Origin of the sequence: Gordoniibacillus kamchatkensis (genome assembly GCF_000829455.1) — a bacterium.
Lineage (GTDB): Bacteria > Bacillota > Bacilli > Paenibacillales > NBRC-103111 > Gordoniibacillus > Gordoniibacillus kamchatkensis.
In genome coordinates, this window is the sequence record NZ_JXAK01000007.1 from 25988 (window position 1) to 50068 (window position 24081).

23 protein-coding genes, 1 pseudogene and 1 riboswitch are annotated in these 24081 nt (G+C 51.2%); of the genes and pseudogenes, 13 read left to right on the forward strand and 11 right to left on the reverse strand.

What is annotated here, in order from left to right; translation table 11 throughout:
• Positions 1–87 precede the first annotated feature (87 nt).
• Positions 88–815 (reverse strand): annotated as a pseudogene (locus SD70_RS05590) (sugar phosphate nucleotidyltransferase).
• A gap of 389 nt (positions 816–1204) precedes the next feature.
• Here SD70_RS05590 and SD70_RS05595 point away from each other — a divergent pair.
• The 8 genes from SD70_RS05595 to SD70_RS05630 all read left to right on the forward strand — a co-directional run bounded on the left by SD70_RS05595 (position 1205) and on the right by SD70_RS05630 (position 10016).
• Complete coding sequence (locus SD70_RS05595) at positions 1205–2320, forward strand: DegT/DnrJ/EryC1/StrS family aminotransferase (RefSeq protein ID WP_041046435.1); 1116 nt, start codon at positions 1205–1207, stop codon at positions 2318–2320.
• Positions 2317–3060, forward strand: a complete 744-nt coding sequence (locus SD70_RS05600; RefSeq protein ID WP_082053155.1) for an acetyltransferase — start codon at positions 2317–2319, stop codon at positions 3058–3060. Before SD70_RS05595 ends, SD70_RS05600 begins: the two co-directional genes overlap by 4 nt.
• A 7-nt stretch (positions 3061–3067) precedes the next feature.
• Positions 3068–4339, forward strand: a complete 1272-nt coding sequence (locus SD70_RS32890) for a glycosyltransferase (RefSeq protein WP_052487088.1) — start codon at positions 3068–3070, stop codon at positions 4337–4339.
• 40 nt (positions 4340–4379) lie between these two features.
• Positions 4380–5366 (forward strand): dTDP-glucose 4,6-dehydratase, encoded by a 987-nt coding sequence (gene rfbB / locus SD70_RS05610; protein ID WP_041046438.1) that lies wholly within the window; start codon positions 4380–4382, stop codon positions 5364–5366.
• Positions 5367–5595: 229 nt separating this feature from the next.
• Positions 5596–6405, forward strand: a complete 810-nt coding sequence (locus SD70_RS05615; RefSeq protein WP_041046611.1) for a TIM barrel protein — start codon at positions 5596–5598, stop codon at positions 6403–6405.
• A 332-nt stretch (positions 6406–6737) separates the two neighbouring features.
• Positions 6738–7955 carry a glycosyltransferase family 4 protein gene (locus tag SD70_RS05620; RefSeq protein ID WP_041046440.1) on the forward strand — a complete coding sequence of 406 codons (1218 nt, stop codon included), beginning with the start codon at positions 6738–6740 and terminating at the stop codon, positions 7953–7955.
• A gap of 11 nt (positions 7956–7966) precedes the next feature.
• Complete coding sequence (locus SD70_RS05625; RefSeq protein WP_041046442.1) at positions 7967–8626, forward strand: hypothetical protein; 660 nt, start codon at positions 7967–7969, stop codon at positions 8624–8626.
• Between the two features lie 169 nt (positions 8627–8795).
• On the forward strand, positions 8796–10016 hold the full coding sequence (locus SD70_RS05630) for an FG-GAP-like repeat-containing protein (RefSeq protein ID WP_041046613.1): 1221 nt from the start codon (positions 8796–8798) through the stop codon (positions 10014–10016).
• Positions 10017–10365: 349 nt separating this feature from the next.
• On the opposite strand, the gene SD70_RS05635 is transcribed toward SD70_RS05630, so the two are convergent.
• From SD70_RS05635 to SD70_RS37665, 4 genes are all read right to left on the reverse strand, one after another.
• Positions 10366–10626: a hypothetical protein gene (locus SD70_RS05635; RefSeq protein WP_156157898.1), complete on the reverse strand. Its 261-nt coding sequence runs from the start codon at positions 10624–10626 to the stop codon at positions 10366–10368.
• 206 nt (positions 10627–10832) lie between these two features.
• Positions 10833–10964, reverse strand: coding sequence for a hypothetical protein (locus tag SD70_RS39155; protein ID WP_269432425.1), 132 nt, complete (start codon positions 10962–10964; stop codon positions 10833–10835).
• The gene (locus SD70_RS37660) at positions 10957–11529 is read right to left on the reverse strand and encodes a glycosyltransferase family 4 protein (protein WP_231571056.1); all 573 of its coding nucleotides are present in this window, start codon (positions 11527–11529) and stop codon (positions 10957–10959) included. The genes SD70_RS39155 and SD70_RS37660 overlap by 8 nt, the downstream gene beginning before the upstream one ends.
• Before the next feature lie 125 nt (positions 11530–11654).
• Positions 11655–12134: a glycosyltransferase family 4 protein gene (locus tag SD70_RS37665; RefSeq protein WP_231571057.1), complete on the reverse strand. Its 480-nt coding sequence runs from the start codon at positions 12132–12134 to the stop codon at positions 11655–11657.
• A gap of 393 nt (positions 12135–12527) precedes the next feature.
• Between SD70_RS37665 and SD70_RS05645 the strand changes: the two genes are divergently transcribed.
• The 4 genes from SD70_RS05645 (at position 12528) to SD70_RS05655 (ending at position 15804) form a co-directional block, all read left to right on the forward strand.
• On the forward strand, positions 12528–13808 hold the full coding sequence (locus SD70_RS05645) for a nucleotide sugar dehydrogenase (RefSeq protein WP_041046446.1): 1281 nt from the start codon (positions 12528–12530) through the stop codon (positions 13806–13808).
• Between the two features lie 93 nt (positions 13809–13901).
• Positions 13902–14072 (forward strand): NAD-dependent epimerase/dehydratase family protein, encoded by a 171-nt coding sequence (locus SD70_RS39700; protein ID WP_156157899.1) that lies wholly within the window; start codon positions 13902–13904, stop codon positions 14070–14072.
• Positions 14054–14884, forward strand: coding sequence for an NAD-dependent epimerase/dehydratase family protein (locus SD70_RS05650; protein WP_156157900.1), 831 nt, complete (start codon positions 14054–14056; stop codon positions 14882–14884). Before SD70_RS39700 ends, SD70_RS05650 begins: the two co-directional genes overlap by 19 nt.
• A complete protein-coding gene (locus SD70_RS05655; protein WP_041046448.1) occupies positions 14881–15804 on the forward strand; it encodes an NAD-dependent epimerase/dehydratase family protein in 924 nt (307 codons plus the stop codon). The genes SD70_RS05650 and SD70_RS05655 overlap by 4 nt, the downstream gene beginning before the upstream one ends.
• A 71-nt stretch (positions 15805–15875) precedes the next feature.
• Here the strand turns inward: SD70_RS05655 and SD70_RS05660 are convergent, their stop codons facing one another.
• The 3 genes from SD70_RS05660 to SD70_RS05665 all read right to left on the reverse strand — a co-directional run bounded on the left by SD70_RS05660 (position 15876) and on the right by SD70_RS05665 (position 18248).
• Positions 15876–16223: a YkgJ family cysteine cluster protein gene (locus tag SD70_RS05660; RefSeq protein ID WP_041046450.1), complete on the reverse strand. Its 348-nt coding sequence runs from the start codon at positions 16221–16223 to the stop codon at positions 15876–15878.
• 380 nt (positions 16224–16603) lie between these two features.
• The gene (locus SD70_RS35810) at positions 16604–16702 is read right to left on the reverse strand and encodes a putative holin-like toxin (RefSeq protein WP_156157901.1); all 99 of its coding nucleotides are present in this window, start codon (positions 16700–16702) and stop codon (positions 16604–16606) included.
• Between the two features lie 84 nt (positions 16703–16786).
• A riboswitch (cyclic di-GMP riboswitch) is annotated at positions 16787–16867 on the reverse strand.
• Between the two features lie 169 nt (positions 16868–17036).
• Positions 17037–18248 carry an MFS transporter gene (locus tag SD70_RS05665; protein ID WP_394297941.1) on the reverse strand — a complete coding sequence of 404 codons (1212 nt, stop codon included), beginning with the start codon at positions 18246–18248 and terminating at the stop codon, positions 17037–17039.
• A gap of 130 nt (positions 18249–18378) precedes the next feature.
• Between SD70_RS05665 and SD70_RS05670 the strand changes: the two genes are divergently transcribed.
• Positions 18379–19242 (forward strand): LysR family transcriptional regulator, encoded by an 864-nt coding sequence (locus SD70_RS05670; RefSeq protein ID WP_041046452.1) that lies wholly within the window; start codon positions 18379–18381, stop codon positions 19240–19242.
• Between the two features lie 1361 nt (positions 19243–20603).
• On the opposite strand, the gene SD70_RS05675 is transcribed toward SD70_RS05670, so the two are convergent.
• The 3 genes from SD70_RS05675 to rhaI are packed head-to-tail and all read right to left on the reverse strand — an operon-like array spanning position 20604 to position 24070.
• The gene (locus tag SD70_RS05675; protein WP_041046454.1) at positions 20604–21362 is read right to left on the reverse strand and encodes a DeoR/GlpR family DNA-binding transcription regulator; all 759 of its coding nucleotides are present in this window, start codon (positions 21360–21362) and stop codon (positions 20604–20606) included.
• Between the two features lie 18 nt (positions 21363–21380).
• Entirely contained in the window at positions 21381–22853 is a 1473-nt protein-coding gene (locus SD70_RS05680) for a rhamnulokinase (RefSeq protein ID WP_041046456.1), read from the reverse strand.
• Positions 22850–24070, reverse strand: a complete 1221-nt coding sequence (gene rhaI / locus SD70_RS05685) for an L-rhamnose isomerase (RefSeq protein WP_041046458.1) — start codon at positions 24068–24070, stop codon at positions 22850–22852. The genes SD70_RS05680 and rhaI overlap by 4 nt, the downstream gene beginning before the upstream one ends.
• Positions 24071–24081: the final 11 nt, after the last annotated feature.

A 24081-nucleotide genomic window follows, 5' to 3' on the forward strand; every position in this document is an offset into this window, starting at 1 on the left:
AACACGGAAGCATAAATAATGTCTACTCATTCATATGCGGAACAAACCGATGAAGTATGGATAAATGACTTTGTCCATTCAACCATTTTACGAATGTTCCTCCGTTCGATAAAAGAATTTGGCGCTCGCTTCATACAAGGATTCGAATGTACCCGCATCCGTCCACCACCCTTTTAAAATGTCGTACGTGAGCTTTCCTTGCCTCGCATAAACGTTGTTAACATCCGTTATTTCCATCTCTCCCCGTTTGGAGGGCTGAATATGGCTGATGATGTCAAAAACTTCCGAATCATACATATAAATACCGGTTACGCAATAGTTTGACTTGGGGTTATTAGGCTTTTCTTCAATCTCTACGATTTTATCGTCGACGATCGTCGGAACCCCATACCGCCTCGGATCCTCGACTTTTTTCAACATCACGCGCGCGCCCGCCCCTTGCTTTACAAACAAGTCCACCTGCTCCTTCAGTGAATCTTCGAACAAGTTATCTCCCAAAAGCACGACAAATTTTTCCTTTGGATGGATGAACCCTTCGGCAAGGGAAAGGCTTGTGCGATACCACCGGACTCTTCTTGGATTCTGAAACTGATATTCAGATTCAAGTCACGTCCGCTCCCCAGAAACGCCGTATACAAACCTGACGATTGCCTGTCAGTAATGATCAAGATGTCTTTGATACCTGATAACTTTAATGCATCGATACTATAGTGAATCATTGGATGCTTGCCTACAGGCAACAGATGTTTGTTGATGATTTTGGTTATCGGATATAGTCGGGTTCCTTTCCCGCCTGCCAATATGACGCCTTTCAAATGAAATCACCTTCCTTAACTAGAAATTGCGGGAGAACATGCCGTCAATTTATATCAATATGAATCTCCAGCCGTAAAAATATGACTTCATAATCCCCTCGCTTCCATGGCTCGTTCGAATGCATTTTATGAATCGTCCCATCTGCAGGTAACTTATAAACAACCAATTTGGTGGAATAGCGCATATTTCTGCTCCCATTGTTCATCAATATTGCAGCCTATAGCTGATGTAAATATGGTCATTCTACTTATTTTTATCTTTAGGGATATTAATCTATTACCGTTGGAAGCCCATAAGCGTACTATATGATTGGCATTTAACTAAAAGGTGGAAAGGAAATGAATCATGCCGCTATTTTAACGAAAGGGTCAAAAGGAGTTGAACTTGATTGGATAATTTTCCCTTTTTAGTGCCGAACCTGGTAAAAAAGGAGAGCTTTCAGCATTTATTTTCCCAAATTGAAAGTTCCAGACGTTATTCGAATTATGGTCCGTTAAACTCGTTGTTCGAAGAGAAAGTAGTGAACGAGATGTTCGATCATGTCGGATCGGCTGTAACCGTAAATAATGCGACCAGCGGTTTAATGTTGGCCATATCGCAGTGCAAACGGCCGAAAGCCCGTTACGCCTTGATGCCCAGCTTCACATTTGCCGCTACTCCTTTGGCTGCCCTTTGGTGCGGATTAGAACCGTATTTTGTTGATATTACTGAAGATACCTGGTGCATGAATGAACGCATGGTCGATGATTTGCTTGAAAAGCTTGGCGAGGAAGTAGCCGTTGTCGTTCCTTACGCTACATTCGGTACGGATATGGATTTAACCTATTATCAAAAACTTCAAGATGCAGGAGTACCTGTTGTTGTGGATGCGGCAGCAAGTTTCGGGAGTACCGGAGACGACGGGCATTTCGGGAAAGGCTTCTCCGGACTTATCGTTTTCAGCTTTCATGCGACGAAAGCTTTCGGAATCGGGGAAGGAGGCTTGGTTTACAGCGGAAACGGGCAAGCCATTGGGCAAATTCGCCAAGCCGGAAATTTCGGGTTCTCCGGCGCCAGAGAGTCCTCTATCCTGGGATTGAATAGCAAAATATCCGAATATACTGCGGCAATCGCTTTGGCGACTTTAGACGTGTTTCAAGAAAAAACATCGGTGCGTCAAACCTTATACAAGTGGTATGTAAAGTATCTTACCGGCCTGGGATTGCCTGAGAAAGGCTGGATTTTCCACAACTGCAGAGGAATCGTACCGCACCAATTCTTCCCTGTTTTATGCCCTGAAGAAGAAATGAACCGGGACATTGTCGCAGCGTGCGCCAACCGTCAAGTCGAATTAAGAACATACTTCTCCCCGGCCTGTCATCAGCAGAAATTGTTTGCCTCTTGTCCCTCTACTTCATTGCAAGTGACAGACAATGTCTCCAAGCGTATTCTCAGTTTGCCGCTTTGGGAAGAAATGACGGAACATGATGTAAAGACGATTGCAGAAAGGTTGGCTGAGCGATGAAGCGATTTGTAATATGGGGCTGCGGCGGGCACGCTCGGGAGGTCAATTGGCTCTGTGAACAATTAGGGTGTGTAGTGATCGGATTTTTGGATGAGCGGCCGGAGATGAAAGGCCAAATCGTCAATGATATTCCGGTGCTGGGAGATCTGTCCGATATTGAGGATCTTCGGGAAGATGTGGATGTAATATGTGCCGGAGTCGGCGATCCTGCGCTAAAAAAAAGGTTTGTTGAAAAGACGCTGGAAGCGGGATTTCATCCGGCAAAAGCACTGATACATCCCTTCGTTAAGATTTCAACCAGAAATCGAATCGGAGAAGGATCCATTATATGTGAAGGCTCCGTTCTGACCGACAATATCGAAATCGGAAAATATGTGATCGTCAACCGCAGCGCTAACATCAGCCACGATGTGGTCATTGGCGATTACGCAACGATAGCGCCGGGTGCGAATATTGCAGGAAATGTAACTATCGGCGAGGGGACTTATATCGGAATCGGCGCTTCCATTCGAGAGAACATATCGATCGGGTCCTGGGCGGTAATCGGTGGCGGAGCGTTCGTAAAAGATGACGTTCCTGACAGAACGTTGGCTGCCGGGGTTCCAGCGCAAATAAAGAAGCACTATGAAGAAAACCCAAAAAAAGAAGATCCGGAAGCAAGCATTGAAGAAAGGATCGAGAAAGAAATCGAAGATAATCTGGAAGAAAATCCTGAAGAAAATTTAGCAGAAAAGGAATGATGCCACAATGATAATTCCAACTCCCGGAAGGAAACTGGCTGTCATTGATAGCCATTTTCCATGGAAACAAAGCGGGTTTCGGTATTGGGAAAATTACGAAATCCACCGCCTGCGGCCCGATACGGTATTTTTCTCCATGAATCCATATATGGATCCGTTTGGCAATCATGTGCCGAATGATTTTCCGGCGCCTGTCCACCACATTTCCCAACTGATACCGAAGATGATTGCAGAAAATATTACGGACGTTTATTGCGTTTTTTTGAGTTTGGCTGTCAGCTTGATTGGCCGCTCCCGGCTTAAGAACGGTATGACGATCCTTGGTTCCACGAACGATCTGAATATTTTGCCGTTTATTCAGGACCGTAACATACGTCTTCATACGACCATTTATCCCGGCGGCGGATTGCAGCCGGATACTCCGCTCGAGTTATGCCGATTGGACGATTATTATTCAACCATCTTTACAAACATTAAAGAAGTACGCACCCAGTATCCCAGTAGTATCTATGTCCCTGGTATGATCAATACGAGCTTTTACGCTTATAAGCCGAAACCTTTAACGCCTCCGATCAAATTGGTATTTTCGGCCCATCAGGGCATTCGTAAAAATTTCCCTCATATGATTGAGGCGTTCAACCAGCTCGACGATAGCTTTCATCTTCATATTGTCGGAAATTGGCAAGATTATTTGCCTTTGTTCACCAATAAAAACTACACCTACCACGGTCTTTTAGAGCCGGAAGAGGCCGTACGGGTTTATCAGCAAGCCCACGTGTTTGTCAGCTGCAGCAAGCAGGATTGGACAGCATCGGACGGATTTCCGACTACGGCCGCAGGCGATGCCATGTCAACCGGATGTCTGTTAGTCTCGAGCAATCCGCGACAGGATCATTATGTAATGACAAGCGGCGTCGATTATATTGAAATCACCAAAAACAGAAGCTTGGTCGATATCCTGCGGTGGGTTAAGAACAATTACTACGAAGCGATGCAGATTGCCGCCAATGGTACCAATAAAATAAAATTCATGTACGATTCCAAAATTGGCGTGACAAGGAAGCTCAAAGCGATGGGCCTGGTAAACGAAGTGGCCGATCCGGTTTATGTAGCACCGCCTGTCGTGCAACCTGTCATACAACCTGTCGTACAACCTGCTTTACTGCCTGGGGTAAACCGCGCGATCCCTCCATCGCGTGAAAAGGAACAACAGCCAAGACCACTCGGCGAACCTTCAAACCGGTCCTTCCATAGAAAGGCCGGAAAAAACCGTTCCTAAAAAAAGTGACAGACGACTCTCGGATGACGGAGGGAACCGAATGAAAGTATTGATCACAGGCGGCAGCGGCTTTATCGGAAGCAACTTTATTATATTCATGGTTAATAAATATCCCGACTATCAAATTATGAATCTGGATGCATTGACCTATGCCGGGAATCATGAAAATCTGAAAGACGTTCAGAATCATTCGAATTACTCGTTTGTAAGAGGGGATATAACCGACCGGCAATTGATCGATGAATTGTTCCGGCAGGGAGTGGATATTGTCGTCAACTTTGCTGCCGAATCTCATGTCGATCGCAGCATTCAGGATCCGGATATTTTCGTTAAGACCAATATCTTGGGCACCCACATGCTTCTCTATGCCGCAAGGAAGTACGGCGTGCAGCGATTTGTTCAAATTTCGACGGATGAGGTTTATGGCAGCCTTGGTGAAACCGGATTATTCACGGAACAATCGCCGCTCCTTCCCAACAGCCCTTACTCTGCAAGTAAAGCCGGTGGAGATTTGCTCGCGCGGGCTTATCACGAAACGTTCGGGCTGCCCGTAAATATAACGCGCTGCTCGAATAACTACGGGCCTTATCAGTTTCCGGAAAAGCTGATTCCGCTAATGATCTCTCGCGCTCTTCACGATAAATCGCTGCCGGTTTACGGCGACGGGCTTAACGTTCGCGATTGGCTGTATGTTGAGGATCACTGCAGCGCAATCGATCTCGTCATGCATAAAGGCGTTAACGGCGAAGTTTATAATATCGGCGGCAGCAACGAACGGACCAACATTCAGATCGTCAAAACTATCCTCGCCGAGCTGGGCAAACCGGAGTCGCTGATCTCGTATGTGCCGGACCGTCCGGGGCATGACCGCCGTTACGGCATAGATGCTGCCAAGATCACCCGTGAGCTGGGCTGGAAACCGAAAACTGACTTTGAAACAGGAATCAAGCGGACGATTCAATGGTATTTGGATAACCAAGGCTGGTGGAATAGGATACTTTCAGGAGAATATAAGTCTTATTCATAGAAACCATACAGTAACATCCCGGACCGTCAATAACGAAACGTTTTCAGTAAAGTCAGGAAACGATACCCGAAAAAAATATCGTTTCCTTTTTGTGTTGCTTTTTGAGGGGTATAGGAGAGCCACACTGGTTCAATTTGTTTCAAAATACAAGCCTCTTCGACTCGCAGACATATCCTATAAGGGGGAAAACTACAATACGGGTATAATCGGAAAGGGAGAGATCCGGCTTATGCAGTATGTCAGACTGAAATGCAGCACTTCGATGATAGCCATAAACGATCGGTTGTTTTATCATCCTGAAATATTGGAATTTTATTTAACAAACGAAGACTTGAAGGACGAGGCCCTTCTTCTTGACAGAATCGATTACGTTCAATCCAAGGGAGCAAAAGTATATCTTCATCACCCGATGGAGTACAATGGGGTGCCTCAAGATATTTTAGATCCCGATAAGGAGCGCAGGAGTTACTATTTTCGTTCTACCGAACAGCTCGTTCGATTAGGGGAAGATAAAGGGGTGAAAGTAATCGTTCATGCCCATTATGCAAATACGGCAAGCTCTGATTCGACTTTTGCCAATCTCGTTAGCATGCGTAAAAGAATTGATGAAATCCTAACATTCGGGCGAAACACGATCTTATGGGAGAATACGATTGAGGGATTGTTCTCTTATGATAATGAGAAGTTGATCGAATACTTAATCGAACCATTGAATCTTCCCTTGGTAGTCGATATCAGTCATACATTTATTTCGTTTAAGGGGAACAACGATAAACTCGCGGAAACGTTGGAGCGCACCCAGAAGTATGCCAATTATTATCATGTTGTCGATAGTGATGGACAAGCGGACGGCTTAATTGTCGGCAAAGGCGCTATTGATTTCAGAAAGGTTTACCCGTATATCATAAACAAGGACTTTATATTCGAAATCAGCCTTCATCCTGATTACGACGATTGTACCCCCATGATAAAAAGCATAGAATACTTCAATAAGTTGGTGCGGGAGGCGGATAACCGAACCCGGATAATTAGCGAGTAAAGTCCGTACGGCTTGGATCTTATAACTGCGGTCGCTTCCCAAAGATTGATGTTCATTCTATCCCATAATACGGCCAACGGTTGATGAACGGGATGTTCACCAAACCGTTGGCCGTTTTCTAAGTTTTTCGTCATCTCCGCCACTCATGGAAAGAGAGGACAAAGATCAGATAATACCCTATTTTATAAAATGGTAAGGTGTCCCGTACGAATGGGCAAACAAATAAAACCAACCGGATAATCTGGACGATTTCAATGCCGACATTTGTCCTTTTCATTCGATGAGATGATCACATACCATATAAGGACAATTGGTACGGAAAGGAGATTGGAATGAATATTCTTCTGGCGTCTTATTTTTATCTCCCTCATGTGGGAGGGCTTTGGACATACGCCGATATCTTGCAAAGAAGCCTTCGAAAGTTAGGGCATCAAGTGGATATATTCGGACACGCCCCGGGTATGCAAAAGTACTATATGGTTAATACCGGCAAATCTATCGATAAGTCCAAAATCAAAGATCCGATTTACGACAATTTGATCAAGTATTTTGCCCAACAACGCAGCGACATAGCCGAATGGATTCGATGGCGGGAAATCGAACGCTACAGTTATGAAGCAGCTGCAGTCTATTTCGGCCTGGAGAAGTACGATTTGATTCATGCGCAGGATATCGTTTCAACAAGAGCGTTATGGCGTGTCAAGCCGAAACATACCCCCATGATTTCGACGATTCATGGCTGCCTTGCCACCGAATATATCCATTCCGGAGAGGTCAAGCATAAACAGTCGCAGGAGTGGAGCTATGCCTGGACGGAAGAGCATTTTGGCGCCACCTCCAGCCAATTGACGATTGTTCCGACGCAATGGCTGAAAAATTTGCTGTCTACGGAATTTTACGTTCCCGATCATCAAGTACGGGTCATTCCATACGGGATGGATATTTCGAACTTTTTAGCCAAAGCGGAGAAGGGGCATGTTCTGGATGTTCCTTCGTCCAAAAAGCTGTTGGTATGTCCGGCTCGCCTCGTACCCGTGAAGGGACATAAAACGCTGCTCGAGGCACTCGCTTTGTTGAAAAAAGAGCGCAACGATTGGGTTTGCTGGTTGCTGGGCGACGGAAAGTTACGGGCGGAGCTGGTAATGGAGGCACGGCGGCTGAACCTGCAAAACGACGTCATATTTATGGGAGATCGTAATGACGTTGCATCTATTTTAAAGTCGGCGCATGTGATGGTGCTGCCAAGCCTGCAGGATAATCAGCCATTTTCCGTTATGGAAGCACAAATATCCGGAAAAGCGGTCGTCGTTTCCGATGCCGGAGGCATTCCCGAGATGGTTACGCATGGGGAAACGGGCTTGATCTTTCCCAGAGGCGACAGCGTAATGCTCTATACCCACCTAAAAACGCTGCTTGATGATGATTTTTTGCGATTGCGCATGGGGAAAAACGCCAAAAAATGGGGATCCTTGCATTGGTCGCTGGATAAGATGGTCTCCGAAACCCTGCAAATATACGATCAAATAGCCGGAAGCACTATTGTTCAATAGGGGGGATGATAATGCAATCCAGCTCAAGCCGCACCAAATCGAAAACAAAAAAGGATGTATCTGCCAAACGAAAGAAGCAGCGAAAGAAAATACGGGGACATGTCAAAACCGATAAGAAACACCGGGACGATAAAGCGAAACTGCGGAAGTCATCTAAAAATGACGATAGAAAAAAAAGAAAGAAAAAGATTGCTTCTATAATCAAGAAAGCGATTAAGCACCGCAAATTCCTGTCACTTGTACCTCTGCCCTTAGCGACTGGCGACACCTATCCTACTTTCGCCTTGGTTATTGAAAAGCATCAGAAAGGCGAGACATTCCGCGCGATCGCACAGCCTGACCAGATTGTCGGGAAGACGGCCCGTATGACGGCTGAGGCCGGTCAAGCTATTGCGGACGCCGATCGGGAAGCCGACTTTGATTGGAGTTTATACGAGGAACCGATTTCGGAGCAAGTCGAGGAAATGTTTTCTTTCCGTGTGGAACCGGGGGATGTATACGTCAAACCTGAAGTGTGGGCAAAAATTATTCGCAGGCTTCCGGAAAACTTCGTGATTCCCGATCCGGCACTGACCACCTTCTTCGATAACATGAATGCGATCCATGCCATGAAAGTGCAGGGGCCGACACAAGAATCGGTTACAGTCACCAAAGTCGATGATAACGATTGATTTGAAAAGACTTGTCCCCCTTTAATAATCGATTTCATACATTATCTTTCCGCAATGGATTTTTGGTGTTGTTTTAAGCTTCGCATTGCTACGTTAATCCTATGGTTTTTCGCGAAACAGGCGCCGTTTGAATAAGTATAACCTACGGACAGTGAGAGGTGGGAACAAAATGAGCAATAAGCTGCCATTTTACTTATGGAGACACTTGGAAGGTAAACGAGAGCATGACCGGTTCGGCGATCGGATCGTTTCCGGGGATATTAACGGAGACGGTCTCGATGAATGGGTTATTGCCGCAAGCACCGCGACACGCGTCAAAGGAGAATCCGGCGTGGCGCGAATTCCGTATTTTGATGCGGGAAAGGTATACGTGTACTCGCATGATTTGCAGCTCTTATTTACGTTGGCAGGCGAAAATTATGGCGAATGCTTCGGCACTTCTGTGGCGCTCGCGGACGTGGATGGCGACGGAGCCAAGGAAATTATCGTAGGCTCGCCGCGCGCAAGCTCCAGCACTTGGAGTGAATGCGGAGCCGTATCGGTTTATTCCGGTATAACGGGGAAGTTGCTTCGCAGGTGGAGCGGCAATGAGGATTACGCGCGGCTCGGAACGGCGATCGCCATTCTGGATTGGAACGGTGACGGTATTCCGGATGTAGCGGTCTCCTCCGATAATTTTGATCCGAATGGATTGGACCGGAACGGGAAGGTGTCGATATTTTCCGGCAGCGATTACTGCCTTATGGAGCAATTTACCGGGATCGGCCGGGAGGGCTTGGGCTCATCGCTTGCAGCGGGGGACGTAAACGGTGACGGTAAGGCCGAGATCGTCATTGGTGCTCCTCGGTTTTCCCGAGCCGAACTGAGGCGCATCGGAAGAATTCTCGTCTATTCCCCAAAAAAAGGGCTGCTCTTCGAATCAATCGGTAAACGGCCGTTTGACCAATTCGGTTATAACATAACCGTAGGGGATATGGATGGCGACGGGGTGGATGAAGTCTTGGTCGGTTCGCCAATGGCCAGCGGGAATGATGAAGATCGCCGCGGTTCTATAACGGTTTATTCCGTCCCTAACCATCAAATGGTTTTTGAAAAGGAAGGCTGGCTCGAGCAACAGGAGCTGGGCACAAGCATTTTGCCATGGATCGATGGTACGGACGGTTCGGGAAAGATGCTGGCCGGATCCAGAAATGGGGCCGCCTATTTGCTGGATCTGAAAGGAAACGTGGTTCATGAGTTCAATGGGCTGGATCCCGAGGTATCCAGCCATTCGCTGGCCGGCATACGCAAACAAGGAGAACAATGGATCGCCATCGGCGCTGCCCAAGCGATGAATCAAAAAAAATATAAGTCGGGCTGCGTTTATTTTCATGTCCTTCGGACCTCCTGAGGAGCCGAAATGCGGGACGACTTCAGTCAGCGGAAGAGATTTAGCGTTTCGGCCGGCCAAAGTCGAGAACCCGGCAGTAGAAACCATTGAATATCGCCTGATCGATAGCATGCCTATTTGTTTTAACGTATGTACCAAAATAGAAGAAAATAAGCTGCGGTCAGGAATAACCCTTCTGCACTGCAGCTTTTTATTTCGACGGCCGCTTAATGAAGGATCTGGATCTGGATTAGTATCGCCAGCAGGAGAAGCCGGCTTTCGGTACACAACAGAGGTTGGTTTAACCCGACGAAAGGGGCGCTACCTGATAAAGAAGAAAAAACGGTACCGATTACTCATCGGTACCGTTTCATTCGTCAGCAACGTGCTTCAATGGCCCTTCTCCGGGCGACGATGTTTGCTGCGACAATGTCTGGATAAATTCGGGGTCGGGAATCGAATATTGTTCCGGTACGTTTTCAACTATATTTTCCCATAATCGGGTATCTACCTGGACCTCCGGGGTAACGACATTAAAAGAGAATATGGAGTTGTAATGATCCTCTGGAACCGTTTCTGCTACATCATTAGATGGAGCGGTCAACGCCGGAACGAGATCCGGTTCGGACATCGGAACGCTCACCGTATCGCCGGTAACTAATCGCAGAGAGTTACGCTCTTTGTGTTGCATTTGCAGTCTTTGACTTTTCTTCTCTCTGCTCCTCTTCTCGTCTTTTTTTCTTCTCGTCTTTTTTTCTTCTCATCTTTTTTTCTTCTCATCTTTTTTTCTTCTCGTCTTTTTTTCTTCTTGTCTTTTTTTCTTATCGTCTTTTTTTCTTATCGTCTTTTTTTTCTTCTTGTCTTTTTTTCTTCTTGTCTTTTTTTTCTTCGACTCAGCTTTTTTGCGGAGACGATGATATTTTTAACGATAGCTTCCTGTTTCAAAGGGGTTATTAACTTATCATCCATAACGGGTTCCTCCCCTCTGTGTAATATTCCTTTGTATAACCGAGTCGTAAACATCCAACGTCTTCTTCATCATCGTTTCTATCGACCAGTGGTGCATGGCCCACTGTTTGGCTTGCTCGCCCAAACGCTTTCTTAACACATCATCGGCAAGAACGCGCTTCAGGTTATGAAACATAGGCTCGCTTTGACCTGCGGGAGAAATCAAACCCGTTGTTCCGTGTTCGACCATCTCCGGAATGCCCCCGGCATCCGAAACGACGATCGCTTTCCCGGCGATTTGCGCCTCCATGACGGAGAAGGGCAAATTTTCCTGCAAGCTGGGGAGCACAAACACATCCGCGCTGCCAAGAATTGCCGGCACATCGGATCTGGTGCCCAGAAACTGTACGTGCTCACCAAGCCCGAGTGCCCGGCATTGCTGCGTCAATTCGTCCCTGAGCGGCCCGTCGCCGAGCAGCCAGCATACCCAGTCGCTTCGCTCGCCCTTCAGCAAGGCCAACGCTTCGAACAAATGCTTGTGCCCTTTCACGTGTACGAGCCGGGCAGGACAGACGAGCACTTTCATATCTTGTTCAGTCCGGAGCGTCGTCCGCTGCTCCATCCTTTTATGAAACGACCATATATCCATACCGTACGGAATAACTTGAAAATGCTGCCTCGGAACTTGAAACTCCGATGCGTACAGCTCCCTTAACCAGTTCGAAGGAGGATCGTCGCATTGCTGGAAGTCGATCCGTAGCGTTCTTCGGCGGACACGTATTTCCAAGGCAGCGTATGTTTGCCTGTAATATCGCCGGTATAAAGAAACTCTGTGGCGAGGCAACCGTGTATCGTGGATACCAAGGGCGTCCCCGCCGGCTTGACACGCCACAGTGCTTTCGTTGATACGATGTCTTGCGTATGAATCAGGTCGTATTGATTGAGCCCGAAGGAGACCGCCGCCACTTCAAAGCAGTAGCGCTCGATTTCTCTCCGCCTGATCCACGGATCCACATGCGGCATGTTTTGTTCGAAATAAGCGAACACCTTCTCGTACACCAAATCTTTGATTTTCGACTTGTCTAGGGTTCTGTCGTTATTCGACATGTAGTACTTCTGCATATCCGGATGATGGGCAAGCACATCCACTTCGTGTCCCATATTTTCCAGTTCTTGTTTAAGAGTATCCACATAAGCGGATAACCCTCCTACATGAGGCAAATTAAAATAACTGCTCATCAAAATTTTCATACCCTCATCCCTTCATTGCCCCGTGTCGTGAACTTCCTTTCCATCTCATTTTATGTTTCGTCCTATAATCTTGAAAGGTATAGACGACTAATTTAATAGGCTGGCATCTTTTATATTTCCGCTATCCGGTACAGCCGAAAGCCTATATATGCCGGTCATTTTACTATTTTTCTTCTCTTGCGGGATATCAAACTAATACCTTTATAAGGCTCATGACATACGATATGAAGAACATTGAGGAGAAGGAGTGAGCAAGTTAGGACTTCAAGCTTTTTACGTTCATAGAGCTCTAAAGCAAGGTAAGGGTGAAACTTTACGAAAGGACTGAACAACGTGAGCGGAGTCGGAAACAAATGTTCCATTGCAATTATAGGCTTAGGGTATGTAGGACTTCCGCTAGCCCGTTTATTTGTCGAAAATGGACATTTCGTTTATGGGATAGATGCGGATTCGAAAAAAATCCAAAAGCTCATAAACAGGCAAAGCTATTTATCAGATTTTACGACGAAAGATATTAAGTTGCTGTTTACGAATTACAAGTTTCATGTCGGCGATTCGTATGACGTCGTGAGTGCCGCCGATGTCATTATTATTTGTGTCCCTACCCCGCTCGACCGCGATTCGATGCCCGATTTGACCTATGTCAAAAGTGCCTTGCAAAGCATCGTCCCCTATTTACGGGAAGGACATCTGATCATTACGGAAAGCTCGACGTATCCCGGAATGACGCAAGAAGAGCTGCTGCCGCTCGTGGAGTCGGGCGGGCTCGTCGTCGGTAAAAATGTCTTTCTCGCTTATTCCCCGGAGCGCATCGACCCGGGCCGCTACCAAAATTTGCGGGATATCCCGAAGGTGCTCGGCGGCGTGTCGGAGACATGTACAACACTTGCCAAAGAGCTGTATGAAAGCATATTCGAGCGCGTCGTAGTCGTCTCTTCGCCGAAAGTAGCCGAATTCACCAAAATTCTCGAGAACTGCCAGCGGCTGGTCAATATCTCGTTTATGAACGAACTGGCCATGATGGCGGAGAAGCTGGACGTCAATTTGTGGGAAGCGATCGACGCCGCCAGCACAAAGCCGTACGGCTTCACTCCGTATTACCCCGGTCCCGGCATCGGCGGCCACTGCATTCCGGTCGACCCGCTCTATTTGAGCTGGAAGGCGAAGCAGCGCGGCTTCGATCTGAAGTTTGTCGAGCTTGCCCATGAGATTAACGAGAGCATGCCCGATTACGTCGTGCAAAGAGTGCGGGCTTGCTTGTCCGGCAGCAAACCGCTGCAGGCCAGCAGCGTATTCGTCATTGGCGTCACTTACAAGAGAGATGTAAACGACTTGCGAGAATCGAGAGCCGTAACGATCGTCGGAAAACTGCTCGAATTGGGCGTCCAGGTCAACTTCCACGATCCGTATATCAACGAAATCGAAGTCGGCGGACGCAAGCTGAAAGGAGTGGCACTGACGAAAAGATACATTCAGCGGCATGACTGCGTGCTCATATTGACGGATCACTCGCGTATTCCCTACGACTCAATAGCGGCGTACAGCCGACTCGTCATCGACACACGCAACGCGACCAAGCATATACAAGATCGCGGAAATATCGTGCTGCTATGAGAATAACATGACCGGAGTATTCTCGAAGAAGAACGAACGAGTTTAGCGGAAGGTTTTATCGCCAAAACCATTACCGTTGTAAGGTGGTATCGTATGAACATTCTCATTACTGGCGGAGCCGGCTTTATCGGTTCCCACCTTGCCGAGCGCCTTATCGCTTTGGGTCATCGCGTAACGGCATTGGACGATATGTCCGCAGGCCACCCGGATTCCTGGCGAAAGCGGCGGAAAGCGGCCAATTCGCAATGGTCCGCGGTTCCGTAACGGACAAGGCGCTGCTGCGGCAACTGATGGCCGGCTGCGACGCCGTCTTTCATTTGGCCGCCGTGCTCGGCGTCAAAAATACGGTCGAGAATCCGCTCAAAGTGATCGAAGGCAACATCGACGGAACGCGCAACGTTCTCGAATTGGCCTATGAGCATAAAACGAAAGTCGTCTTCGCTTCCACTTCCGAAGTATATGGCAAAAACGACAAGCTGCCATTCCGCGAAGACTCGGATCGGGTGCTCGGCGCACCGTCGGTGCACCGCTGGTGCTACGCGACGGCCAAAGCGATCGACGAGCATATGTGCTTCGCCTATTCCGACAAGGGGCTTCCGGTCACGGTGGTGCGGTACTTCAACGCTTACGGCCCGAGGCAAACGTCTTCGCAATACGGCGGCGTCGTGCCGCGCTTTATTATGGCGGCGCTCGCGAACGAGCCGATTCGCGTCTATGGCTCCGGCAGCCATACCCGCTGCTTTACTTACGTCAGCGATACGGTTGCCGGCACGGTGGCGGCGATGGACGCCGCAGCGAACGGGCTGGCGTTCAACATCGGTTCCGAGCGCCCCATCGCCATTCTCGAGTTGGCCCACAAAATCCGCGAGCTTGCCGGATCGTCGTCGCCCGTCGAGTTCGTCCCGTACGAGAAAGCTTACGGTACCGGCTATGAAGATATGCCCGCACGCATTCCCGACCTTTCCCGCTCCAGACGCATTCTGGGTTACGACCCGTCGGTAAGCCTTGACGAAGGGCTGCGGCTGACGATTGCATGGTACCGGGAGCAGCAGACGAAGGCGGGGAACGGGCAATGAAGGCGGTCGTTACCGGCGGCGCCGGATTTATCGGCTCTCATCTGGCGGAAGCTCTGGCAGCGGAAGGCATGACGGTGCACGTCATCGACAACTTGTCGACGGGCAGACCGGATTACGTGCCGGCCAGCGTCACGATGCACAACCTCGATATCCGCAGCGAAGAAGCGAGGCAGCTTATCGTCAGCATACGGCCCGACATCGTCTTCCACCAGGCCGCCCAAGTCGACGTGCAGCGTTCCGTCCGCGATCCTGACTTCGACGCTTCTATCAACATCGCCGGTACGGCAAACATGTTGCAAGCTTGCGCGCAGGCGGCAGTGAACAAAATCGTCTACGCCTCGTCGTGCGCCGTCTACGGAGATTTGCAAGAAGCACTCATCGAGGAGCATCACAGGACGGAGCCGATTTCGTTTTACGGCATCTCCAAGCTGACGCCCGAATCGTATATCAGACTGTTTCACCGGCTGTACGGCCTCGGGTACACGATTCTCAGGTATGCCAACGTCTACGGCCCAAGGCAAACGCCGAAAGGGGAAGGCGGAGTGGTCGCCATCTTCCTGGATCGGATCGGGAAGGGACTGCCCCTGATCGTGTACGGGGACGGCAACCAAACGCGCGATTTTGTGTATGTAAAAGATGTCGTCCGGGCGAACGTGGCGGCGGCCAAGCGGGGCGACGGGCAAATCGTGCAAGTAGGAACCGCTGTCCCTACATCGATTGACGAGCTCGTCGCCAAGCTTCGCGACATTCACGGTGCCGAGCTTGCCGTCGAATACAGGCAGGAGCGGCCGGGAGACATTAAACATAGCTGTCTGAGCAAGGCGAAAGCGGGCTCTGTTCTGGCATGGCAGCCCCATTACGACCTGTACTGCGGGCTGAAAGAAACATACCGCTATGTGATGGGGCAAACTGGCCCATAGCAATCATGCAAAAAGGACATGGAGGCGCGCACCGCTGCCTTCATGTCCTTTTGTATGAGAGGATTGCAACATTATTGAAAATCGCGCCATGTAATGTCCGAGGATAAGATCGCGACCGGCTTGTCCGTGTTGCTCCAATGATCCCGCGTCGCCAGCTCCGGCTTGCGGAAGCAGACGAGCTTTTTGTAGTAGCCGAAGTCGCGGCATATTCGGGGCCTGACCGAATAAATGCCGCAGCGGTCGTGATTGACGTCATAAAAAATGCAGGTGCCGTAAAATCGGTCCTGATGCTGCAGCTCCAGGCGCTGCTTGGCCGGCATCGATTTGATTTTTTTCCTGATTTGCTTCAATTCCTGCTCGGTGACAGGGACAGGGCCGCAGCACAATCCTCTGCACCCTTGGCACGGTAAAGTTTCCATGAACCCTCCTTGAGCTTGGCGTAGTTTCACGCTCGCTCTTAGCACATATGTATCACACGCTCTTCAATTGTCAAAATTCAAGTTTATTATTATACCACAATAATATATACTCGCCAATATTGTTTTGCACATTGTGTCTGCGCAATTCCGGAACGAAGCCCCCTCCCGCGAAGCATGACTCCGCGCTAGCGGAAGCTTTCATGCCGCAAGCAATGCTCTTCTCACCGCTTAATCGCTTCAGAGAACTTCAACATTTCTTTTCGGCCGCAAAAAAAAGAGTGCCGCCGGCACTCTTTCACCTACATTGGCTATCGGGTTTGCCAGACCGTCCCGCGCTAGAAATGCCGCTTCAGACCGTAAGGCGGCGGCGCGCGGAACATTCAGTGGAGTTTCGCAACGAGCAAAGCGATAAAAGTTAATAACGCCAAAAGGAAGCTTCCAAATTGCAGCAGTAACCTGATCAATTCTTGCGCTTTCACCTTATCTCCCTCCTTCCTTTCACAAAGGGACGGACGGGGTGGGCCTCATGCAGGTCTGTTGCAAACATAAAAAGTCCACCCTAATTCGGCAGCTGGCTGGCATAGTTTCCCTTAGCCCCTGTAGCTTTGCGTCGCCGCCTTTCGGCGGGTTTGCCATTTTCTTGGATAGACTAATAACTTCTGTAAATTTATTATAAGCCTGACCGATGCAAAACGGTATAGGTTATAAGACGCATTATTGTAAGCGTTTGCAGCTAAAATGTCGAACAAATGCCGCGCCGGGGTATGCGGCCCGGCGCGGCATTTTGTACGATATAGGCGGTTTTCCGCGGTTTCAGCGGTTCATGACGGAACGTTTTGGCAAAGCCGGCGGCGCAATTTGCTTCCGATGATGGAGAATATAGTAGATAATTGCCGTAAAAAACGCCAATGCGCCGGAGATCGTATACATCGTATGATAATGGGTATGCTCGGCGACAACACCCAGCACATAACAGCCAAGCCCGTATCCGAGATCGAACAGGAGGAAGAACGTTCCTGTCGCCAGCCCGCTGCGATGACTGGGCGAAGCTTTGACCGCCAGCGTCTGAAAACACGGAATGATCGCTCCGTGGCCTAAGCCGATAACGGCTCCGGAGCATAAAAACAAGGCTGCGCTATGAGCGTGGCTGAGCAGCATCATGCCGGCGATAAACAGCAGAACGCCCGGGTAAACGAGCACATGCTCGCCGAATTTATCGAAGATTTTGCCGATAAAAGGCCGCGGCAGCACGATCATCGCCGCAAAGCAAATAAAGAAATAGCTCGCCGCATGCTCGAACCCAAGCTCCTTCGCATAGACGGAAATAAACGCGGTCAGCGAGCTGTAGGAGAAAGCCAGCACCAAACCGGCCAGCGATACAGGCAGCGCCCCCGGTTCGATCAAATTGCCGAGCCGCAGCCCGCCAGCGCCTGCGTCGCTTTGCTTGACGGCAGGCTCGCCGCGGGGCTGCCGCATCCACGCGCCGCACAGCAGCGACAGGAGCGAGAACGCGCAGCACATCGCGAACAGCACCGTAAAGCTGGAATGCGCCGTCACGGTAAGGCCGACGAACGGACCGACGACCATCGCCAAGCTCATGAACATGCTGTAATATCCGATGCCTTCGCCTTTGCGGCTGGCGGGAACGAGGTCCGCGGCAACCGCCCCCGCCGCCGTCGACGCCATGCCGTAGCTGCCGCCGTGCAGCGTGCGGAGCACGAGCAGCAGCGGTAGGCTGCGAGCGCCGAAATACATAACCGTGCAAGCCAAAAAAAGCGCGAGCGAGACGACGGCGATTTTCTTTTTCCCGAAACGGTCGGCCCATCGGCCTGCGAGCGGACGCAGCAGCACCGCCGCGATGACGTATACCGTAAGCACCAGGCCGATTTGCTGCTGGCTTCCGTGAAAATGGTCGATAACGAATACCGGCAACGTCGTGGCCAACGTATAAAAATTCATAAACAAAAAAAAGCTGCTCAAGCATATCGCGATAAAATCTTTCGTCCAAATCGAAGATTTGCCCAACATGTCTCTCTCCTTGCGATGTCTCTCTCTGTCATTGCTTGCCTATATCTCCTTATGATAAACTACGTCATAGCATAAATAAAATGAATGTTTGTAATGCATATCATAAGTAAAAGGTTATAATTTGACTATGACAATCACGCAGTTAATTGTATTTGTAAAAGTCGCAGAGCTGGGCAGCTTCACCAAAGCCGGACAAGCGCTCAATATGACGCAGCCCGCCGTCAGCCACGCGATTTCCAGCTTGGAAGCGGAGCTCGGCGTAGTTCTGCTCATGCGCGATCGCCGTAAAGGACTGGCGCTCTCCGCTGTGGGCCAGCGCATCCTCGTTCACGCGCGGGGGATCGTCGGCCTGATCGACAAGATCGAGCAGGACGTTGCCGCGGAGCGAGGGCTGGAAACCGGTACGGTGCGCATCGGCAGCTTCCCGAGCGCTTCCGCCCATTTTTTGCCCAAAATTATCGGCGCGTTCCGGCGCAAACACCCGAACATCGAGATGGTTTTGCTGGAAGGGACGTATCAGGAAGTCGAGCAGCGGCTCTTGTCGCGGGAAGCGGACGTCGGCTTCGTCACCTTCCCCAACAAACGGCTGGAAGTGATTCCGCTCGCCAAAGACCGGATGGTTGTCGTGCTGCCGCATGATCACCCGCTCCGCCAATTGCCGCGCATTCCGCTCCCGAAGCTGGATGGCGAGAAATTCATTATTTCCACCGGGTACGAAGCCCCCCTCCTCGAATTGTTCGAGCAGGCGAGCATCAAGCCGCGGACCGAATTTCAAGTGCAGAACACGAGCACGCTGCTCAAAATGATCGAAGAAGGGCTGGGCCTCTCCATCGTCGCCGAGCTGGCGCTTCCGGGCGAGCTGCCTGGCGTGCACGTTCGGGAGCTGGATCCGCCGCTGTGGCGGCATTTCGGCCTTGCTTGCCCTTCGTTCAAGGAAGCGTCGCCCGCCGTTCAATTGTTCGTCCAAATCGCGCTGGAGACGTTCTCCTAGCGCTTGGAAAATAAAGCTCTAGCAAGCAGCGCTTTCGCGGCTGATCCGGTATCAATACCTGAAGTCAGTATATAGCTATGTCGCCGGGCCTATGCGTGACATTGCCGCAACATCACCGGCTTGCTTGGACGATTTTTTGCTAATGCTGGTCTCTGTCTACACTGACCTTGAATGATCGAACCGAACCGGCGGATATTCCATGGCAAGCGAAACAGACGGCAGACGGCTACGGGTGCTCGCGATCATTACGGAGGTTTGGCGCGAGGTGTTGGTGTGGTGACTTTTGGGGTTTGTATTGAGGGGAACATGCCGATAGTTGGACGGAAGCCGAACGAAAACGCCCCGGATTCGGCCTGGATCCGAACAGACATTGCTTTATGGAGTAAATAGAGCACGAGTTTCGCTAAACAGAGACTTCACTGACTTTGATTTTGAGCCGAAATGAAAATAACGGCCTTCAGCGTCTCGAAGGTCGCTCCGTAGGAAATTTCGTCGCTATGTAGGGAACAATAGGTCCTTGTTTGCCCATTCGGTCAAATTGGCGTCTAACAGCGTCTCGTATGTCGCTGCATAGCGAACCGGTTCTTTCCGCCGCCCTGCCTACCGGAATGAGATTTGAAGTATAATTTTGACTCAACGGCAAATATAACGGGAGTTGCCGCCGCAGCTCCCGTTTCAATTCATTCAACTCTCGTTTCCGTTTGCAGAATCGCACGTTATCGTGGATGGGCCCCATTCGGCCCCCCCCCCCCCGAACCCTTACGCTCCGCCCTGTTGAAAACCATAGTTGCTTAGCGGGTGCAGCCTCAGTCGCCTGACCGAATGTTGTTGCAGGAAATCCTCACGCTAATTCGACCAAAATCTCGAATTAAAGGGGGGTTAGCGGGAAAACTTCCCGCAAAATCGGCTGTCTGCCCCTATATCGGAGGAGTTCGTTGAAATTAGCAGTAGCTTTTCCATTTCATTGAATAATCCCATTTCAAACAGCAACGTGAACAGGAGGATTTCCAGTTAAGTCTCGATGGCATCGCTCCCACTCATTGTATGGCATGCTCTAAACTACAACTAACGCAATCTGCGCCTTCCGAATCGGTTAAACAAACCGTCTCTCGGATTGTACCGGCGGGTTACCGTTGGTTTCCCCAAATCATAATCCTGCAAAAGCGATCGCAAACTTTTCAAGCTGGACACTTATTGCGGGAATCAAATGCGGGGCGAAAGCCCCGTTCACCCCCGACAGCATATAAATTCTATAAAGTTAAGCAAAACTTCCCAGAATTTTTGAGAACTTAAACATTCCTTATCGGTAAAAAAAAAAGGCAAGCGTGCGCAGCGATTGCGCCCGCTTGCCCTTTTCGCTGTTAAACCGTCGTTACGGAAAATCCGCGTTCTTGCAGCTGCGCAACCGTGTCCCGGCCGAGCCGCTGGTCGGAAATGATGGCGTCCACTTCGGCGAGCTCCGCCACTTGCGTGAACGCTCTCACCCCGAATTTGCTCGAATCGGCCAGCAGCACCACTTGATCGGCGATGTCGATCATTTTTTTCTTCACGAGCGCCTGCAATTCGTTCGATTCGCTGATGCCGCGCTCCAGATGGACGCCTTTGCACGATAAAAACAATTTGTCGACATGGTACGCATCCAGCGAACGTTCCGCCAGCGGCCCGACGTACGACAGCGATCTTCGGGCGAGCTGCCCGCCCGTGGAAATGACAATGATCTTCTCTTTGCTGCTCAGCTCCGTTGCGACTTTAATCGAATTGGTCAGCACGGTAAGCGGAATGTCGGGCAAATACGAAGCCATGTACCATGCCGTCGAGCTAGCGTCCAGCAGCACTCTGTCGTTAGGCTGAATCCGCTTCACGGCTTCCTGGGCAATCCGCTTCTTCTCTTCGGCGTTCGTCACTTCCCGCTCGAAGTAAGGAATCTCGGGCTGCTGCTCCTTGATGCTGACGGCCCCGCCGTGCGAGCGGCGCAGCCGCCCTTCGGACTCGAGCCGGTCCAGATCGCGGCGGATCGTCTCCTCCGTCACCTGGCACAGCTCGCTCAGCTCGGACACCCGAATGCTGCCCCTCTCGTTGACCAATTGCACAATTTTTTCATATCGTTCGGCAACCAGCATACGAATTCTCTCCAATCGTTATTCGGCAAGTCCCGTTACCGCTATGAACTTCCCGTAAGCTTCTTCCCAGGCATCCCGCTCTTCCGGCTCGTAGACCGCGACCGGGAACGATTCGCGTATCGCTTTGCGCGCTTCCCATATGTCCGGGAACGCCCCTCGCGCGATCCACTGCACCGCCAAATTGCCGACCGCGCTTCCTTCCGCAGGACCGGCCCACACCGGTTTGCCGATCGCGCTTGCCGTCCAGCGGCAAAGCAGCGTGTTATGGATGCCGCCCCCTACCATATGCAAGCCGGAAAACTGCCGGCCGGCAAGCCGCTCAGTCATTTCCAGCACATACCGGTACTTTAACGCCAAACTTTCCAAAATGCAACGGACGGCTTCGCCCGCGTCTTCCGGTGCATGCTGCCCTGTCCGGAGGCAGTACTGGCGAATGCGCGGCAGCATGTCGCCGGCAGGCAGGAACAGCGCGTCGTCGGGGTCGATCCAGGCGCGAAACGGCGGAGCCCCGGCGGCCAGCAGCGCGAGCTCGGAAAACGAGCGGCTCTGTCCCTCTTTCTCCCATTCGCGCCGCAGCTCCTGCAAAATCCACAGGCCCATTATGTTTTTCAGCAGCCGAAACGTACGCCCGATGCCGCCTTCGTTCGTGAAATTGCAGCGCAAAGCTTCCTCGTTCATGACGGGGCGTTCGATTTCCGTGCCGAGCAGCGACCACGTGCCGCAGCTAAGGTAAGCGAACGAGCGCTCCAGCGCCGGCACGGCGGCGACGGCGGACCCGGTGTCATGCTCGGCGACGGCGATGACGGGGATGGAGCCGACGCCGAGCTCGGCGCACACCGAGGGCAGCAGCTGTCCGGCCGGCGTGCCAGGCTCGGCGACAGGCCCGAACCACGACGGCGGAATATCGAGCGCGGCGAGCAGCTCGCCGTCCCAGTCGCCTAACGTCGGGTTAAACAGCTGCGTCGTCGTCGCGTTCGAAAATTCGTTCATCGTCTCGCCGGTCAAAAAATAGCGCAGCAAATCCGGAATCATGAGAAACCGCGCCGCTTCTTTCAGGAGCGGCGAGCCCGCCTCCTTCAAAGCGGCCAGCTGATACATCGTATTGAACGGCAAAAACTGAATGCCCGTGCGCTGAAATATGCGCTCGCGCGGCACGGCGGCCAGCACCTTCTCCATTGCGCCTTCCGTATGCCGGTCGCGGTAATGGTACGGATTGCCGAGCAGCTCGCCGTTATTGCCGAGCAGGCCGAAGTCCACCGCCCAGGAGTCGATGGCGACGCTTTCAGGAACGGCGCCGCGCAGCTTCGCCTTGAGCAGCCCTTGCTTGATTTCGTGATACAGGCGCAAAATGTCCCAATGCAGCCGCTGCCCGACCTGCACCGGATCGTTCGGAAAGCGGTGCAGCTCCTCCACCTCGATGCCGCGGTCAGTCAAACGGCCGAGCAGCGCCTTGCCGCCGCTCGCCCCCAAATCGTAGGCCAGTACGGTCACCAGCTGGCACCGCCCTTGCCTCTGGCCATAATGTCTTTGCCGTAGCTGCTGTCCAAATACGCCTTCATCGGGTCGAGCGGTAGCCCCTCCTCTTCGCGCACCGCGTGCAGCAGCGGTGTCACATCGAATTCAAACGCTTTGCGCACGGCGTCCTCGGCGCCGAGCACGTCGCCACGCCGCTGCGCCGCTTCCACCTCGGCGTGGTCGATCAGCAGCGCTTTGGCATATTGCGTCTGCACGTTCAGCACGGAGCGAATCATCGCCGGAATTTTCGGCTCGATATTGTGCGACTGGTCGATCATGTAGGCGATGTTGTCCACCGTGCGGCGGATGTCCGCATCGCTGTCGCCGGCGGCATTCAGAATTTGGTAAAAGATCAGGAACAGCTCGTACGGATTGGCCGAGCCGACGATCAAATCGTCGTCCGCATATTTGCGGCTGTTGAAATGGAAGCCGCCGAGCCGCTTCTCGTCGATCAGGTAAGCGACGATATGCTCGATATTCGTTCCTTGCGCATGGTGGCCCGTGTCGACGAGCACTTCAGCTTGCGGCCCGAGCTTCAGCGCGTAACCCAACGCCATGCCCCAATCCGCCAAATCGGTATGGTAAAATCCCGGCTCGAAAAACTTGTATTCGATCAGCATCCGCATGTCCGGCGCCATCGCTTTGTACATTTCGGCGAGCGCCTCCAGCATCCACGCCTTCCGCTTGCGGATGTCCCCTTGGCCCGGATAGTTGGTGCCGTCCGCAAACCATAGGCTCAAGTCGCGCGACCCGGTTTCCTTGGCGATGTCGACGCACTCCAGCAAATGGCCTGTCGCCTTGCGGCGGACGGCCGGATCGGCGTTCGTGACGCTGCCGAGCATGTATTCGTCTTCCTGGAACAAGTTCGGATTGACGGCGCCGATCTTCAGCCCGAGGCTTTCGGCGTGCGTCCGCAGCTTCCCGTAATCTTCGACTTTGTCCCACGGAATGTGGATCGCGACCGACGGGCACAGCCCCGTCAGCTTGTGCACCTGGGCGGCGTCCTCGAATTTCTCGTACGGGTTGCGCGGCACGCCGACCTTCTTGAACACTTTAAAACGGGTGCCGGAATCGCCGTATCCCCACGACGGCGTCTCAATGCGCAGCGCTTTGAGCCGCGCTTTCACTTGCTCCACATCGATGCCCCTTGCCTTCTGCTGTTCCTCGAATAACGCGTAAGCCCGATCGTTCATCGCCATTCATC

Coding starts and splice junctions, on each gene's coding strand:
- rhaI (WP_041046458.1), bottom strand. CDS start 24,070: ATGAACGATCGGGCTTACGCGTTATTCGAGGAACAGCAGAAGGCAAGG.
- SD70_RS05630 (WP_041046613.1), top strand. CDS start 8,796: ATGAGCAATAAGCTGCCATTTTACTTATGGAGACACTTGGAAGGTAAA.
- SD70_RS05660 (WP_041046450.1), bottom strand. CDS start 16,223: ATGGAAACTTTACCGTGCCAAGGGTGCAGAGGATTGTGCTGCGGCCCT.
- SD70_RS05600 (WP_082053155.1), top strand. CDS start 2,317: ATGAAGCGATTTGTAATATGGGGCTGCGGCGGGCACGCTCGGGAGGTC.
- SD70_RS05615 (WP_041046611.1), top strand. CDS start 5,596: ATGCAGTATGTCAGACTGAAATGCAGCACTTCGATGATAGCCATAAAC.
- SD70_RS32890 (WP_052487088.1), top strand. CDS start 3,068: ATGATAATTCCAACTCCCGGAAGGAAACTGGCTGTCATTGATAGCCAT.
- SD70_RS39155 (WP_269432425.1), bottom strand. CDS start 10,964: ATGGATGATAAGTTAATAACCCCTTTGAAACAGGAAGCTATCGTTAAA.
- SD70_RS37660 (WP_231571056.1), bottom strand. CDS start 11,529: ATGAAAGTGCTCGTCTGTCCTGCCCGGCTCGTACACGTGAAAGGGCAC.
- SD70_RS05650 (WP_156157900.1), top strand. CDS start 14,054: ATGGTCCGCGGTTCCGTAACGGACAAGGCGCTGCTGCGGCAACTGATG.
- SD70_RS05675 (WP_041046454.1), bottom strand. CDS start 21,362: ATGCTGGTTGCCGAACGATATGAAAAAATTGTGCAATTGGTCAACGAG.
- SD70_RS05670 (WP_041046452.1), top strand. CDS start 18,379: ATGACAATCACGCAGTTAATTGTATTTGTAAAAGTCGCAGAGCTGGGC.
- SD70_RS05655 (WP_041046448.1), top strand. CDS start 14,881: ATGAAGGCGGTCGTTACCGGCGGCGCCGGATTTATCGGCTCTCATCTG.
- SD70_RS39700 (WP_156157899.1), top strand. CDS start 13,902: ATGAACATTCTCATTACTGGCGGAGCCGGCTTTATCGGTTCCCACCTT.
- rfbB (WP_041046438.1), top strand. CDS start 4,380: ATGAAAGTATTGATCACAGGCGGCAGCGGCTTTATCGGAAGCAACTTT.
- SD70_RS05620 (WP_041046440.1), top strand. CDS start 6,738: ATGAATATTCTTCTGGCGTCTTATTTTTATCTCCCTCATGTGGGAGGG.
- SD70_RS05625 (WP_041046442.1), top strand. CDS start 7,967: ATGCAATCCAGCTCAAGCCGCACCAAATCGAAAACAAAAAAGGATGTA.
- SD70_RS05635 (WP_156157898.1), bottom strand. CDS start 10,626: ATGTCCGAACCGGATCTCGTTCCGGCGTTGACCGCTCCATCTAATGAT.